The organism is Mesorhizobium sp. WSM4815, assembly GCF_055811575.1.
Genome location: NZ_JBVVQS010000100.1, coordinates 44,170 through 59,449, shown reverse-complemented (window position 1 = coordinate 59,449; position 15,280 = coordinate 44,170). Strand labels below are relative to the sequence as shown.

Below are 15,280 nucleotides of genomic sequence, written 5' to 3'. Positions count from 1 at the left end.
GCCTGGGCCTCATGGCAAGCTCCCCTCGGAACTGTCGTCGGCTGCCGAATGGCGGCGCGCCCGATCATTCAAGCCTGCCGCCGTGCTCGTGACCGTCAAGGACAAATCCGCTGCGCGATGGGGCCCCTGGCCCCATCCTTGACGGCCACTGCGCGCGGCGGCCAGTTCGAAGCCAAGGTCGGGACGAGGAGATGGTCACCAACTGGCCGAACAAGGAGATGATGAAACGAAGCAAGATCAAGCTTGACACTCATCGCCCCATACAGGTGAAAACCTGACGCTTGGTCCCCGAGGTTAGACAACCGCTTTGGGTGGGAAGCCGTAGTTCGTTTAGCCTCCTGAACGAGCAGAGAGCGCCATAATCGGACTTGCGCGGCCATCGCTATGGAGGTCGCGTCTCGGACACGTTCCGGACGTATGGTGCCACATAGATCAGCACCCGTGTCGCGATAGCTCTGGCGTTATTCTCGACCATCACAGATGGATGAACTTCCGCTTGGAGATGCGGCGGAAGCACAGAAAGCCCGTCTCGACATAGGCCTCCAGTCTCGCCAGCAACCCATGACCTAAATTCGATATGGATGGGACGGGTGGTGGTAGCCAAGTCCGCCGAGCCTAACCCGATCATGCTGATGATGACACGGACGCTGGTTAACCTGCTCTTCGATTCGCGAATGCTATGGTAGTGATAGCCTCTCAACGCCGGTGCCGTAAGCTACTCGCTTACGCGTCGCTTTGAGGAAATCTGACATCAGTGTCGAACGAGATAGGTTTCCATCGTGCCGACGCCTCTCAGTTCCACAGTGCAGCGCGGTTCTAGCTCCCAAGAGTCGTGCAAAGCGCGTCTGGTTGCCTCCGAGATTTGCATGCGGTCGGCTACGCCCTGGGATTCGAGCCGGCTTGCGATGTTCACGGTTTCGCCCCAGACATCATAGACGAACCGATGTCGGCCGATCAGACCGGCGATCACCGGTCCGGTGTGTACGCCGATTCGGACGCGAAAACTATCGCTGCCCGACGCCAAGAGCCTCAACGAGTCCAGCATGGACTTTCCCAGCGCCACGGTCCTGTCGGCGTGATCGGCCGCCGGCTCCGGAAGACCACAAGCGGCCATATACGCGTCTCCGATTGTCTTGATCTTCTCCACGGAATGCTTCTCCGCCAGCGCGTCGAACATGCTGAACATCCGGTCGAGGCGCTTGATAAGGTCGGATGCCGGCAATTTCGCTGCGATAGGCGAGAATCCGACAATATCGGCAAAAAGGATGGTCACTTCCTCGAACCGGTCCGCAATGATCTCCTCGCCCCCTTGTAGCCGCGCAACGATTTGACCGGGCAGGACGGCATGTAGAAGCGAGTCGGCCCGCCGCTTTTCCGCCTCTATCCGCTGAAGATACTCGTGCTCGCGGTCGCGCCAACGCTTTTTCTCCAGACTGGAGTTGATCCGGGCGCGCAACAGGACCGGATTGAATGGTTTAAGCAAGTAGTCGTCGGCTCCCGCCTCGATGCAGCGGACCACGGCGTCGACTTCGTTCAGCCCCGAGATCATAATGACCGGGATGTGCCGCCACCGGCGCTCAGCTTTCAATCGCGAGAGCACCTCGATGCCGTTCATGTCCGGCATCAGTATGTCCAACAGAACAAGGTCGAATTCATATTCCGCAAGGCGGGTCAGCGCGGACAGGCCTGACTCGGCAGTGACTACCTGATGACCGTCGTGCAGCAAGCGGCGCGAGAGAAGATCGCGGTTACTGCCGATGTCGTCGACGACAAGTATTCTACCGCTGCGTCCTGAGAATGCATCGTGCTCCGTCTTGCCGAGCGCCCTTTCAAGCCCTGCTGCATCGATCTCAGCCTGATCCGTCGTCCACAGCGCTTCGTTGTCGCTGGCGCGCGATAGGCCGGCAATTGCATCGACATGCGCCAACAACTCGGCCGCAGCCGCGAGCATCACCCTGACATCTTCGTCCAATGCGTGTTCGTGCAATTCTTCGGCTTCTTCAAGGATCATTTCGGAGTAGCCGATAATCGCGTTGAGTGGTGTTCGCAAATCGTGGCGCAGTTTCGCCTCGATCTCGCGCCCTGCATGGTCCGGACAGTCGGCTTTGCCATGGATCAAGCTGTCGATGAGGCTGTTCAATTGCCGGGCAGCGGCGCCGACCCTCTCAAGATCTGGAGTGATGTGCACCAGACTATGGTTCTGCACCTGTTCTAGCAGCAGTTCCTGAAATCCCGAGATTGCCCGTGCCGGTCCAGCAAGCCGCTGCGCCAGATGGGCGGCTATTGCGTGGCGTTGGAACTCGTTGGCAGTCATGTCTCCAATCCGCCGACTCGGCGGCTCACGGATTTGCGGCAAGCAATTGTTCGATTTTCTGGACAAGCCTCGGCAGGTCCACCGGCTTGCTGTCGTAGTCATCGCAGCCGGCCTCAAGCGCCAATTCCCGATCGCTGGTCATAGCATGCGCAGAAAGCGCGATTATAGGGATCCCCGAGGTGGCCGGATCAGCCTTGATCCGCCGTGTCGCCTCCCATCCGTCCATCACGGGCAGGCTCATATCCATAAGGATCAGATCCGGTCTTTCCGAAATGGTTAGTTCCACGCCGGATTGTCCGTTTTCCGCAATAAGCACTTCGAACCCACGCCGCGACAACCGCCGCGAGAGCATGTCGCGATTCATTTCGTTGTCTTCCACCAGAAGGATTCTCGTCATCTTCGGCCTCTTCTAACGATGGGTCAACGAACTGAGATGCCGGGCCAACCTACTCGGCCGCGGAAATCTGGCGTTCGAGCGCCTTGACCAATTGAGACCTGCTGTTCGCGCCCTTGGTCACAACGGCAACCGCCCTATCGCGGAGCCATTCGAGCTCGTTCATCGACAGATCTTTCGAGGTAACTACGACCACCGGAATGTTCTGCAGTTCGGGCGTCTGCTGCATCTCACTCAATGTCTGAAACCCGTCCATTTCAGGCATCAGCAGATCAAGCACCACCAGGCGCGGCAACAACCGTTTCATCAGGCCAAGTCCGCGCGCGCCGTCGCTTGCCTCGTGAACCCGCCAATCCTTCTTGATCAGGATACGCCGAAGGAAATCGCGGGAGGCTTGGTCGTCATCAATTACAAGCACATCGCGGTTGCCACCGCCGCAAGCCTCAATTGTTTGAATCAGCTTCTCGGTGTCGATCGGCTTCGTCAGGTATTCAACCGCCCCGAGTGAGAGGCCGAGTTCGCGGTCTGCAAGTATCGTCGCAAGGATCACAGGAATCTCGCAAAGCTCCCTATCGTTCTTCAGAGATCGCAGCACTGACCAGCCGTCCTGATGCGGCATGATGATGTCGAGAATGATCGCCGCGGGGCGATGCGCTCGAGCAGCGGCTATTCCTTCCTCGCCGCTTGCTGCTTCGAACGATGCCAGTCCCGCCTCCGCCAAGGCCCTGGCGATGACGGTTCGGGCGGCTGGTTCATCATCTATGATCAGAACCGCCTTGTCTCGTGACGGCAACGGCACAGCTTCGGAGGGGTGTTGCTCGCCAGATTCTTTTTTGAACTCGGCTGGAATCTCCATTGTGAAGGTCGAGCCTTTTCCGAGTTCGCTCTCGACCTTTACAACGCCTCCGATCATTCGGCTAAAACTCCGGGTTATGCTGAGGCCAAGCCCCGTTCCGCCATAGTTGCGAGTGGTGGATGCGTCCGCCTGCGTGAAAGCGTCGAAGAGACGTTCCTGCTGCTCCGGCGTCATCCCGATCCCGGTGTCGGACACTTTGAATATCAGCCAATCGCCCTTTGGTCGTCTGTCGCGACGCACCGTGAGTGTTACACGACCCCCTTCGGTAAACTTGGCGGCGTTGCTGAGCAGGTTAAACAGGTTCTGACGCAACTTCGTCTGATCCGAATGCATTTTCCCGAGGTCGTCGTCGAGGTCCAGTACGAAACCGTTTCGGTTTTTCGCCATCAGAGGCGCGACTGTGGCCTGGACGTCGCGCATCAAATCGGCGACGACGAACGTTTCCAAGAAAATTTCCATCTTGTTCGCCTCGATCTTTGACAAGTCGAGGATGTCGTTGATGAGCGCCAGGAGATGGCGACCAGCCGCGGCGATCTTCTCCAGTTCCGGAACGAATTCCACCATGTGCTGGTCGCTCGCATCTTCGATCAGCATCTCGCTGTAGCCAATAATCGCGTTCAGCGGCGTACGCAGTTCGTGGCTGACGGATGCGACGAAGCGGCTCTTGGCTTCATTCGTCGATTCAGCACGGCTCTTGGCGCGCTCGAGTTCGTCTTGTCTCTGTTTCAATTCCGTGATGTCGGTGTAAACGGCGACCGCGCCGCCGTCAGGCGTTTTTCGCCTGCTTACGCGAACCCATCTGTCGCCGAAGCGATCCTCACAGACGAAGCCCGCCGGGTCCTTGTGGATGTGTAACCGCTGGGCAATCCACTCCTCCGGCGACGCGCCCGCAAGGTCGACTTGCCCGCCCGCCAGGCGTTGCTCCAAGATTTCTTGAAAGCTTTGCCCAGGAAGAGAAGCTCGCGCATGGTCAGGGAAGAATTCGCAAAATTTGCTGTTGGCCAGGATGACCCTGTCCTGCGGATCGAATAGGACAAATCCGTCAGAAATTGCCTCAAGCGCCGCTGCGATCGTCCGTCTTTGCTGCTCCGCCTCGTCTTCCAGTCGTTTCTTTTCAATCGCGCCCGCGCGAAAAAGTCGAAGCGTCCGCGACATTGCGCCGAGTTCGTCGCCTCCCTCAATCGGTATTTCAATATCGTAGCGTCCTTGCGTCAGTTCGCCGATGACCCGGTTCAGCCGCCGTAACGGGCCAATGATCGAGCGAAGAACAAGGATTGTAAGAAGCGACCCAATCAACAGCACGATGACCACCAGAATGGCAGCGGTAGTCGCGGTTTTCTGGGCTAGCCTTACAGCCTCGTTGCGAGCAGCTTCTGCCTCGGCGCTCACTTCCTCGACAAGTTCGTTAAGGGCGGCATCGACATTCGTGCTGTGGGTTCGCGCCTCCGCCAGGAGAGCGTTTCCAATGATGCGGTTATCCTGAGTATAGCTGTCCGCCGCCTCTAGTGCCCTTTTGACATAGTCATCGATCTCGACACGGATTTCTGTCACTGCATCGGGGGATGATTTCGAAAGGCCGTCCAGTTGGTCCAGCAGTCGCTCACGCGCCTGCTCGGCATTCCGCTGGGAGTTCATTAGCAAGCTGACCGACAAATCGGTGAGCCAGTATCGCAATTCGCCGAAGGTCACGTGCGCCGCAGCCGCATTCGCCGCGAGATCGAACAATGCCTTAGTGTCTGCGGTGCGGTCGGCACTGCGATAAAGCGCCTGCGTGAGAAGGATGGAAGATACGATGAGACTAATGAGGCCGGCCGCTGTCAGTGCAGCTACGCGGGCCGCGATCGGCAGACTGGCAAGGCGACGTCCCAGGGATTTCGACGGCGCCGGTATGGCTTCCACCTCGTGGGGTGTCTGTTCCAGGACGCTCATTTGAACAAGACGATGCTGATTGCGCCCCCCAAATCGCCGGCTTTTCCGCCCTCCTTGGGATATCCAGTTATGTCGATCTCGCCCTTCGGCTCGCCGTGGCAGGAAAGGCACGACTCCGTATAGTATTCGGGCAGGAGCATTCGAAATGCCGGGCGTCCCTCCACCTCGGTCACATCCGTGTAGGCTTCGCCCTTTGCTCTCTTCGGATCTGAAAAGACGCTTACGATGATGCTGGCTTCCCAAGCGTCCGGAAGAGATTTGCGGTTGCGCACGAGTTGCTCGGGCGCTGTCACGCGCACCAGAGCTTCGTTGCCAACCTTGGCGGCGAATTTCTCATTCAACAGACGCGCGAAAACGGCCGGCACGAAGCCCTTGAACCCGATCCCAGCGCGGTTGATGTCATCTTGCTGCTCGTCCACCACCTCCCGCATAGCCCCAATCTGGGCCTCAAGCAGACGCCGGTCGCGATTGGTCAATTCGCCGGAAAACGGGTCCTGGCCGGTGTTTTTTGAGTAAACGGCGATGGCCTCGCTCGCAAACCGCTCGCTGTCGAGGTGCTTGTCGCCAAGTGCTGGATCGTTGATTAGTGTCTGATAGTTGGAGACAACGCTTCGCCCCGCGCGAAGCAATTCCGCAAGTCGGATTCCCATCGCGACATCTTCAGTATCTCCCGCTCCCATGGCAGCCGACGCGAGGAAAGCGCAACCGACAAGAGCAACGCCAATGCTTCTCCGCGTCAAGGTTGACAGGGCGAACATCTCTCCATCCCGTCGAAGGAAGCCAAACAAAAAGTATAGCACGACGCAGGCCGATAGCGTAGCGACAAATGCCCATGCGCAAGCGGTGAGAGAAGGAACGAAGCATCCGCCGCCGCTCCGAAGCGGCCCTGGCCCGCAAACCCGTTTTTGCCGAACGTCTCTTGACCACCCTGGGTGGAGCACCGAGAGGTTAGCGGTGGATTTGTCAAGCTTGCCGTTAAAATATAGCTTGCTAAAGCTAGAAAATTAGCTTTGAAATATATATTCGTTGTGTTCGAGCGCAACCTCACGCACCGTAAACTTAGCATAGCAATTGTTTGTAGAAGAAGATGATGGTTCTGGCCTTATGTTGTCGGCCGGCACAACCTATGCATGTCATCTTGATCGCTTGATGAACCATCATCGCTGAAAGGAAACAGAACTATGTTACGAAAAACAATCAGCATTTCAACCCTCGCCGGCGCGGTTGCAGTCGCTGCCGCCGCGGTGCGCCCAGCCGGACGAGACCGATAAGTTCGGAATTGAGACGAGTCAGACGCTACGTAACCGGTCCTTCTCGCGGTGAATACCGCCAGTGCCGTTCCGTGCCGTGTGTTCGAGCCGATGATTAAGATGACTTCGATGTGGACGAGTTTTCATAATGGCACCATTGGCTACATTCGCGGATGGTTCCGCCTTCGCGCCGAGCGAAAAGCTATGTGGATGATAACGGACGGGTTGAGCCGGTCACCGGATGACATTCTTAACGACATTGGTATCTCGCGCGACGAAATCACGTGCGCTTTGTCAAAGCGTCCCAATCCGAGTTCCGGGTCGGGTCGGAATGCGGCCGGCCCATGATTTGTCCAGCCCACAGTATCTGCCATGTCGCATGCCAAGGTCTCATTGTCCCCGCGGCGGCGAGTCGAACCGACCCCGAGTGATCACGGCGCTGGCCGATCGGTTACCTGCTCGCAGATCGTGATTCAGTGGCTCGTCGCTCCACGACTGCGCAACAATGACAGCATTCACCCCCTGTGCGGACGTTGAAGCGCGATGTCAGGAAGGTCGTTAACGGGTCAAGGCTTCCCTTCAATTTCTCCGACAGAAGGGCAGAGAAGGGTCGAAATCGGTATTTCGTTCTGGGTATCAAGCGTCAGATTTTCACCACTTGGTCCGCTGAACTGCGTTCCGGTCCGATCATCCCTTTTGTTTGATTTGTTTAGCATCCGCGGGCGGCTCGGGTGCGGCCTCCCAGCCGAACACGCTGCGGCCGCCGAGCTGATGCGACCGATCGAACTCTCCGGCGACGATTTCCTTCAGGCTCGGGCCGGTGACATAGCGTTCGACCTGCCGCGACTGCTCGTCGAGCCGCTTCAAGGCACCGAGTTCTTCGTCGCGACCGAGCCTGGCCTTGTGGACGGCCGACTTCAGGACGCCGATCGTTTCGTCATAGACTTTCAGCGGCACGGGGAACGGATGCCTGTCCTTGCCGCCATGTGCCAGCGAGAAGCGGCCGGGATCGGAAAACCGGCATGGCGCGCCATGCAAAACCTCGGCGACCAGCGCCAGCGCCCGCACCGTGCGCGCACCGACGCCGGGGACCAGGAGAAGTTCGGAGAAATCGGCGGGGCCACGCTCGGCAGCCGCAGCCATGTTGCCATGAAGACGACGCATGACGACATCGCTTTCGCGAACGTCGTGGTGCGCCGGCATGACCAGGTGCGGCAGCATTGGCTGATCGGGCTCCGGTGCGACAGCCACATCACGTTCGAGCGCGGCGAACTCCCTCAGAATGCGATCCGGTCCGAGATCCTGCAGGAGATTCAACTGGCCCTTGCGCGAGGCGTCGGCGCGGCGGTCGGTCAGGTTGACGATCTCGCCCTGGTTGGCGCCTTCGATGGCGGCATGCGGCTGGTCGACGAAACTCTTCAGGCCTTCGGACAGCCAGTGATAGCGGCGCGCCACCTTGCTGTCGCCGTTCATGCCCTGCTGTACCACGACCCAGTCGCCGTCATCGGTGACGATAAAGCCATGCAGATAAAGGTCGAAGCCGTCCTGGACGGCGGCGCTGTCAACCTTGGCGACAAGCCGGCTGGCCATCGCCAGGCCTGCTCCATCGAAGCCGACGCGCTCGCCGATGACGGCAAGCTCATGCGGGGTTTTGCGCGAATGCGCGCCGCGGCCGCCGCACACGTGAACACCGAGCTCGCCGGAGAGCGGAGCCAAACCACGTTTGAGGGCACCGATGACGCTGGTCGTGATGCCGGAGGAATGCCAGTCCATTCCCATGACGGCGCCAAACGACTGGAACCAGAAGGGGTGCGCCAGCCGGCGCAGCAGTTCTTCGCGTCCGTAATGGTGAATGATCGCCTCGCACATGACCGCGCCAAGGCGCGTCATACGGTCGCCAAGCCATTTCGGCACGCGTCCGCCATGAAGTGGAAGGTCTGCGCTTCCCGATCGTTGTGCCAAATCTTGCTGCCTGTGCCGATCTATGCCTTGCGCTCAACAGATAGTATCGAAAGCGGCGTGAAGAAGCGATGATGCCGGTCCGTTTGGATTACAAACTGATCGCAATTCAATTCAGCTGGGCCACTCGGGTCCCATCGGCGGCGTTGCCGGTTACCGGTCGGCCGGATTTCCGACCGCCGGATCGCGCCGCCTTGAATATCTTCCCACACGCGGCAGATCGTCGCCAAATTCCACCCACGGCAGCTTCATGTCCCAATAGGCATGAGCCTGCGGCGCAAAGCGCTCGGGGTGGTCGAAGAAGCCGATCGTCAGATAAAGTTCCTCGGGAAGCCCCTGGTCGAGGTAGGCTATGGATGTCCCGCAATCGGCGCAGAAGGTGCGGAGCACGCCTCGGGTCCTTGAGAATTTTTTTGGCGCGCCGGTGAGCAATCTGAATTGGGCCGGTCGATAGCCGACCCAGACGGTCAACGGGCTGCCTATCGCCTTGCGACAATCGTCATCGTGATCGGAGCAAATCCAGAACGGGTCACCATGCATCTCAGCACTTATCGAACCGCAAAAACAGGAGCCGGTCTCGATTCTGGTCATCGAACTATCGCTTCTGATCGAGGCGACCGTTGCGGCCGCAGGGTCCGCAGGGTGATCGAATAACGGTGCGCGGCAACCGGCGGGATGCTGTGCTGCCATTCGGTGCGCGCCAGGCCCCTCATCAGGTAAGCCGACCTTGGCTCGAGGGTGACGGTCACGCGAGCCCATCTCGTGCCGTTCTTCCGGCGGAGCCGAAAGCTGCATGGCGCAAGAAGAGAAACGCCGGCCACGGCATCGAACTGCGGCTTGTCGCGATGCCAGCCGATACCCGCGCCGGGCCGATACTCGTTGATCAAGACGTGCACGAAAGCATCGGCGGGCAGCCGCGCAAATGCCGCCACCTTGTCCCTGAGCGGCATCAGAAAAGCAGGGATCGGCGGCGCCTCGACCACCTTGCGTTGGTCAAAATCGTAGCGCAGGCCAAAACCGGCGACGCGCCGGTTTGCGAGATGGCCATGAAAGTCGAAAGGCTGGAAGGCGAGACTTTTGAGCTGCCGCACCAGTTCGGCCTCTTCCTCCGCCGTGATCAGCTCCGGCCGGTAGCAAAATCCTTCCGGCAGGTCGTCACGTGCGTGAAAGTCGGGCGCGAGAAAGTCAGGCGCGCGAAACAGGTCGCCTTGGCCAGCGGATTGCGGCTGCCTGGTTTTGAGCGATGGCATCAACCCTAATTGGTGAAGCCGGCCCGTGGCGGCAAGGCCTTGGGGCCCGCCGGATCATTGCCTCCACATGCGCGAGATGGAACCCGGATTGCCGGGGCGGGTTATTGCCCAGGCGCGTCGAGTGTTGGGAAATGCCTTCAACTGTTATCCAAAGCATCAATTACGACCCGGCGACGAGGACCCTCTCCGTATGGTTTGTCCCAAGCGGAAATCGCTACGATTTCAACGACGTGCCGCCGCAAACTTATGCGGCATTCCGCAAGGCCTGGTCAAAAGGCCGGTTTTCAACGCCTTCATTCGCGACCGGTATAGCTACCATCTGGTCGAGCAGAGCCCGTCGGGATGAAACCCGGTGCCTTGTCGTCAGAAATTCATCCGGAAAGGGAACGCATGCCCTCGCAGAATCCAGTCGGCCGGCCGATCCCTCACTGCGCCGGCGGCGTACCGGGTTGATCGCCGCCGGTGGTCGTCTTCGGCGTCGGGTCCTTGTCGACCTCGGGATTTTGGTCGACGGTGTTGGTGTTGCTTTGGGTCGGCTCAGTGCTGCTGGTACTGCCCTGTGTCGGTTCGGCCTCGTTGCTGCAACCCGCCAGAGCCAGAGCCGCCACCAGCGCCGACAAAAACGACAGTCTCTTCAATGACAATCCCGTCATGGCCAACCGCTCCTTGCTGCTCGACAACGGCGGGTGGTGAATTTGGTTGCAGCGGAATGGCTTGTCTGCTGGCCCAGGACCCTTCTGATCATTGTCGCGCAGGCGCCAAAGGAACAAATCTCGGCGCCGCCACGTTGCATTTCCAGTGCAAACGCTTGTGACAATGAGGCTGTGCCTTGGCTCCGAGAGCAAATTGGAAGGGTTTTCTGAAAATCGGAGAACTCAGCTGCCCGGTGGCGCTCTATACGGCTGCCTCAACCTCAGAGCGGATCGCCTTCCACACGATAAACCGCGCCACCGGTCATAGGGTGCATCGCGCCTTCGTCGACAGCGATAGCGGCAAGCCGGTCGAGAAGGACGACCAGGTCAAAGGCTATGAGATCGGCTCGGGTGAGTACGTCGTGCTCGAACCCGATGAGGTCGCAGCCGCTGTTCCCGAGAGCGACAAGACGCTGTCGGTCTCGGCCTTCATCGGCTGTTCCGATGTCGACGACGTGTATTTCGACAAGCCTTATTACCTGGCCCCGTCGGACAAACACGCGGAGGAAGCGTTTGGGCTGATCCGCGAAGGCATGCGCAGGAAGAAAGTCGCCGCCATCGCCCAGACCGTCCTGTTTCGGCGCGTCCGGACCCTGCTCGTCCGCGCCTATGACGAAGGCCTGGTCGCAACGACGCTGAATTTCGATTACGAGGTGCGCTCGGCGGAGGAGGCTTTCGACAACATCCCCGACTTGAAGATCGAGGGCGAGATGCTCGAACTGGCCGAACACATCATCAAGACCAAGAAAGGCAAATTCGATCCGACCAAATTCGACGACCGTTATGAGGCGGCGCTGGCCGAGCTTGTGAAGGCAAAGCTCGAGGGCAAGAAGATCGCCGTTCCGAAGCCGGCCAAGCGGGAGAGGGTCGTCGACCTTATGGATGCGCTGCGCCAGAGTGCCGGCGTTGGCGGGAAGCAGCCCTCGACAAGAAAGCCCGCGGCAAAGTCAAAGCCAGCGCGCCATGCCAAGGCGAAGCAGACAGCGCCGCGTCGGAAGGCCGGCTGACCGATGGCGCTCGAGACCTACCGCAAGAAGCGCAATTTTTCCGTTACCCCGGAGCCGCAGGGCCGCAGGGCGCCGAGGACCGGCGACAGCTTCGTCATACAGAAGCACGATGCCACCCGGCTCCATTATGATTTTCGTCTCGAAATGGACGGCGTCCTGAAGAGCTGGGCCGTCACAAAAGGGCCGAGCCTGATCCCCGGCGAGAAGCGTCTTGCCGTCCACGTCGAGGACCATCCTCTGGAATATGGCGACTTCGAAGGCACAATCCCGAAGGGCGAGTATGGCGGCGGCACCGTCCTCCTTTGGGACAGAGGCACTTGGACGCCGATCGGCGACGCGCATCGCGGCTATGCGAAAGGCCATCTCGACTTCGAACTTCACGGCGAGAAGCTTGGCGGCCGCTGGCATCTTGTGCGGATGGCCGGAAAGCCCCGGGAGAAGCGCGAGAACTGGCTGCTGATCAAAGGCGACGATGACGCCGCGCGCACCGAACGTGATCCCGACATTCTGGACGAGCGGCCGGAATCCGTCGCGACCGGCCGCAAGATAGAGGACGTCGCCGGCGAAGAGCCCGGCTGGTCGTCTAAGACAGGGCGCATTCGCAGGCGCCGCGGCGGCAGCACCAGGCCAGCTCCAGCGGAAGAGGCCCCCGCCACTATCAGCGTTCCCGAACCGTCAAAGATCAAGGGCGCCAAGAAGGCGGCGCTTCCCGACTTCGTCGAACCGACGCTGGCGACCCTGGTCTCGTCAGCGCCGTCGGGCGAGCGCTGGCTGCACGAGATCAAATTCGACGGCTACCGGCTGCAGGCCAGGATCGAAGCCGGCCGCGTCAAACTCTTGACGCGGAGCGGTCTCGACTGGACGAAGAAATTCGGCAAGGCGGTCGTTTCGGCGCTGGCCGATATCCCTGTCGGGACGGCGCTGATCGACGGTGAACTCGTGGTCGAGACGTCAGCCGGCGCATCGGATTTTTCCGCGCTGCAAGCCGATCTCAGCGAGGGCCGCAGTGATCGCTTTCACTTCTACGTCTTCGACCTGCTTCATCTCGACGGCTACGATCTGCGCGACGTTGCGTTAATCAAGCGCAAGGAATTGCTGGAAAAAATGATCGGCAGTAACAGCGGCATCATCAGCTACAGCGGCCATTTTGAGGAGGATGGCGCCCTGGTGCTGCGACATGCCTGTCGGCTGAGCCTGGAAGGCATTGTCTCCAAGCTTCGCGATGCGCCCTACCGCGCCGGCCGCAGCAAGAACTGGGTGAAGTCGAAATGCTCGGCGCGGCAGGAATTTGTCGTGGCCGGCTATGTCCCCTCGACAACGTCGCGCAAGGCGATCGGTTCGCTTGTCCTGGGTGTCTATGACCACGGCAAGCTGCATCATGTCGGGCGCGTCGGCACCGGCTACACGGCAGCGGTCGCCGAGAGCCTGTTCAAGAAGCTCGAGCGGTTACGCATTCCGTCAAGCCCGTTCGAAAAACGGCTGAGCGCCGACGAGGCTCGGCAAGTCCGCTATGTCAGGCCGGACCTCGTCGCCGAAGTCGAGTTCCGGGCGTGGACCGCCGACGGCCATCTGCGCCACGCCTCGTTCCGCGGGTTGCGCGAAGACAAGCCGGCGAAAGAAATCACGCGCGAGACGCCGAAGACGAGCAAGGAGGTGGCCAAACCTCAGCGCCGGACCGTCAAGCTCACCCATCCCGACCGTCTTTACTGGCCGGACGAGGGCGTGACCAAGGAAGGCCTCGCCGACTATTATGCCGAGGTCTGGCGCCATGTGTCGCCCTACATCGTCGGCCGCGCGCTGGCGCTGGTGCGCTGTCCCAACGGGATTTCGGGCGAGCAATTCTTCCAGAAGCATGCCTGGAAGGGGCTGAACCCCAACATCGTACTGGTCCACGACCCCAAGGATCCGCCCGACGAGCGGCTGATCAGCATCAATGATCTCGACGGGCTGATCGGTCTCGTCCAGTCGGCGTCGCTGGAGATCCACCCCTGGGGCTCGACGGTGAGCGATTGGGAGCGTCCGGACACGATCATCATGGATCTCGACCCCGGCGAAGGCGTGAGCTGGGAGGCGGTGATCGAAGCCGCCGTCGAGACCCGCAACCGGCTGAAGGATGCGGGGCTTGTCCCCTTCATCAAGACCTCCGGCGGCAAGGGTCTGCACGTCGTGGCGCCATTGAAGCCGAAAGCCGAATGGCCAGCTGTAAAAGCCTTCACCAAGGCGATTGCCGACTCCATGGCCGCCGACAGTCCCAACCGCTACGTCTCGACCATCACCAAATCGAAACGGCGCGGGAAAATCCTGGTCGATTATCTGCGCAACCAGCGTGGTGCGACCGCGGTCGCACCCTATTCGACAAGAGCACGACCGGGTGCGGCGGTGTCGATGCCGCTTGCCTGGGACGAGCTCGGCCCCGGCATCGGACCGGCCTATTTTACCGTCGAGAACACACCGACCCGGCTTGCCTCGCTGTCGTCGGACCCCTGGCAGGATTTCCGCGCGGCCGCAGCGCCAATCGAAGACCGTGCAAACCGGCGCAAGAGAGCGGCTTGAGGACGGCACTGCGAGTGCATGCATCGGAATAATCAGGCGATCTGCTCGAGCGTGCATTGCTCGGGCGCCTTGTCTGGTCGCCAGCGCAGGAACTTGGTGCCGTGCCGGAAACGGTCGCCGGTGACGTGATCGAAGCGCACTTCGACCACCAGTTCGGGCCGCACCGGCTCCCATTCGCCGCTGCGCTCGGTGCTCCAGCGGCTCGGCCCGCCCGGCGCCTTTCCGGTAAAGCCCGGTGGCTCGCGCATGGCTTCGAGCTTGCGGGTAAGCTCGGCCCTGTCCTCCTTGGCAATGGTCGAGGTGAAACCGACGTGGTTGAGCTTGCCGGCCTCGTTGTACAGACCCAGCAGCAATGATCCGACCTGACGACTGCTGCTGAGATAGCGAAAGCCGCCGACCACACAATCGGCCGACCGCAGCCGCTTCACCTTCACCATCGCGCGCACCCCCGGTTGGTACGGACCGTCCAGCCGCTTGGCAACGACGCCGTCTGTCGCCCCATGTCCGGCATCCCCTAGCCAGGAGCGGGCTTCCTTCACATCGCGCGTGCAGTGCGAAAGCACGATGTTCCTGCGGTTTGCCGAAGCGACGAAAGCCTCAAGGATCGCTCGCCGTTTTTTCAGGGTCCGCGCCAACCAGACGGTTCCGTGCTGATCGCAGAGCATGTCGAACAGGACGATGCTAGCCGGGGTTTCGGCGGACAGCTTGCGGATCCTGCTCTCGGCGGGATGAAGCCGCATCTGGAGCGCGTCGAACGAAAACTTGCCGTCGACCGAGATGACGATTTCCCCGTCGACGACAAAACGGCGCGACGGCAGTTCCTTCAATGTCGCGAGGAGTTCGGGAAAATAGCGTCCTAGCTGCTTGCCTGACTTTGCGCGCAACTCCACCGCATCATCCTGCCGAAATGCCAGGCAGCGAAAACCATCCCATTTGCGTTCGTATTGCCATCCATCTCCTTCGGGAATCGCATCGGCCGCCTTTGCCTCCATTGGAGGCGTATCGAGCGGCAGGAGGAAATCGCTGGATCGGCGGGTGCTGTCGAAAGCAGGATCGCGGGGTATGACCTTCATTGT

The 15,280-nt window shown here is 60.3% G+C and carries 11 protein-coding genes and 1 pseudogene; 3 read left to right on the top strand and 9 right to left on the bottom strand.

The genetic code is table 11. The features are described from left to right. Positions 1–751: 751 nt before the first annotated feature. The 7 genes from AC0L2B_RS25605 to AC0L2B_RS25575 form a co-directional block, all read right to left on the bottom strand. On the bottom strand, positions 752–2,314 hold the full coding sequence (locus AC0L2B_RS25605) for an adenylate/guanylate cyclase domain-containing protein (RefSeq protein WP_473747292.1): 1,563 nt from the start codon (positions 2,312–2,314) through the stop codon (positions 752–754). Between the two features lie 25 nt (positions 2,315–2,339). Then, positions 2,340–2,711: a response regulator gene (locus AC0L2B_RS25600; RefSeq protein ID WP_031255744.1), complete on the bottom strand. Its 372-nt coding sequence runs from the start codon at positions 2,709–2,711 to the stop codon at positions 2,340–2,342. Between the two features lie 49 nt (positions 2,712–2,760). After that, complete coding sequence (locus AC0L2B_RS25595) at positions 2,761–5,493, bottom strand: hybrid sensor histidine kinase/response regulator (protein ID WP_473747291.1); 2,733 nt, start codon at positions 5,491–5,493, stop codon at positions 2,761–2,763. Beyond that, entirely contained in the window at positions 5,490–6,251 is a 762-nt protein-coding gene (locus AC0L2B_RS25590; RefSeq protein WP_473747289.1) for a Tll0287-like domain-containing protein, read from the bottom strand. Before AC0L2B_RS25590 ends, AC0L2B_RS25595 begins: the two co-directional genes overlap by 4 nt. A 1,179-nt stretch (positions 6,252–7,430) precedes the next feature. Then, positions 7,431–8,705: a DUF763 domain-containing protein gene (locus tag AC0L2B_RS25585; protein ID WP_473747287.1), complete on the bottom strand. Its 1,275-nt coding sequence runs from the start codon at positions 8,703–8,705 to the stop codon at positions 7,431–7,433. Positions 8,706–8,855: 150 nt separating this feature from the next. Beyond that, a complete protein-coding gene (locus AC0L2B_RS25580; protein WP_023801346.1) occupies positions 8,856–9,293 on the bottom strand; it encodes a GFA family protein in 438 nt (145 codons plus the stop codon). After that, positions 9,290–9,952 (bottom strand): alpha-ketoglutarate-dependent dioxygenase AlkB, encoded by a 663-nt coding sequence (locus AC0L2B_RS25575; RefSeq protein ID WP_473747286.1) that lies wholly within the window; start codon positions 9,950–9,952, stop codon positions 9,290–9,292. The genes AC0L2B_RS25580 and AC0L2B_RS25575 overlap by 4 nt, the downstream gene beginning before the upstream one ends. Here AC0L2B_RS25575 and AC0L2B_RS25570 point away from each other — a divergent pair. Then, a pseudogene (locus AC0L2B_RS25570) lies at positions 9,946–10,176 on the top strand (hypothetical protein); the annotation flags it as partial. The gene AC0L2B_RS25575 and the pseudogene AC0L2B_RS25570 sit on opposite strands and share 7 nt — an antisense overlap. Before the next feature lie 201 nt (positions 10,177–10,377). Here AC0L2B_RS25570 and AC0L2B_RS25565 read toward each other — a convergent pair. After that, positions 10,378–10,605 (bottom strand): hypothetical protein, encoded by a 228-nt coding sequence (locus AC0L2B_RS25565; RefSeq protein WP_236378400.1) that lies wholly within the window; start codon positions 10,603–10,605, stop codon positions 10,378–10,380. A gap of 176 nt (positions 10,606–10,781) precedes the next feature. Here AC0L2B_RS25565 and ku point away from each other — a divergent pair, with 176 nt between their 5' ends. Continuing rightward, the gene (gene ku, locus AC0L2B_RS25560) at positions 10,782–11,651 is read left to right on the top strand and encodes a non-homologous end joining protein Ku (protein WP_031255739.1); all 870 of its coding nucleotides are present in this window, start codon (positions 10,782–10,784) and stop codon (positions 11,649–11,651) included. 3 nt (positions 11,652–11,654) lie between these two features. Beyond that, the gene (gene ligD, locus AC0L2B_RS25555) at positions 11,655–14,204 is read left to right on the top strand and encodes a DNA ligase D (RefSeq protein ID WP_473747284.1); all 2,550 of its coding nucleotides are present in this window, start codon (positions 11,655–11,657) and stop codon (positions 14,202–14,204) included. A gap of 32 nt (positions 14,205–14,236) precedes the next feature. On the opposite strand, the gene AC0L2B_RS25550 is transcribed toward ligD, so the two are convergent. Next, a complete protein-coding gene (locus AC0L2B_RS25550) occupies positions 14,237–15,277 on the bottom strand; it encodes an ATP-dependent DNA ligase (RefSeq protein ID WP_473747283.1) in 1,041 nt (346 codons plus the stop codon). Positions 15,278–15,280 lie beyond the last annotated feature (3 nt).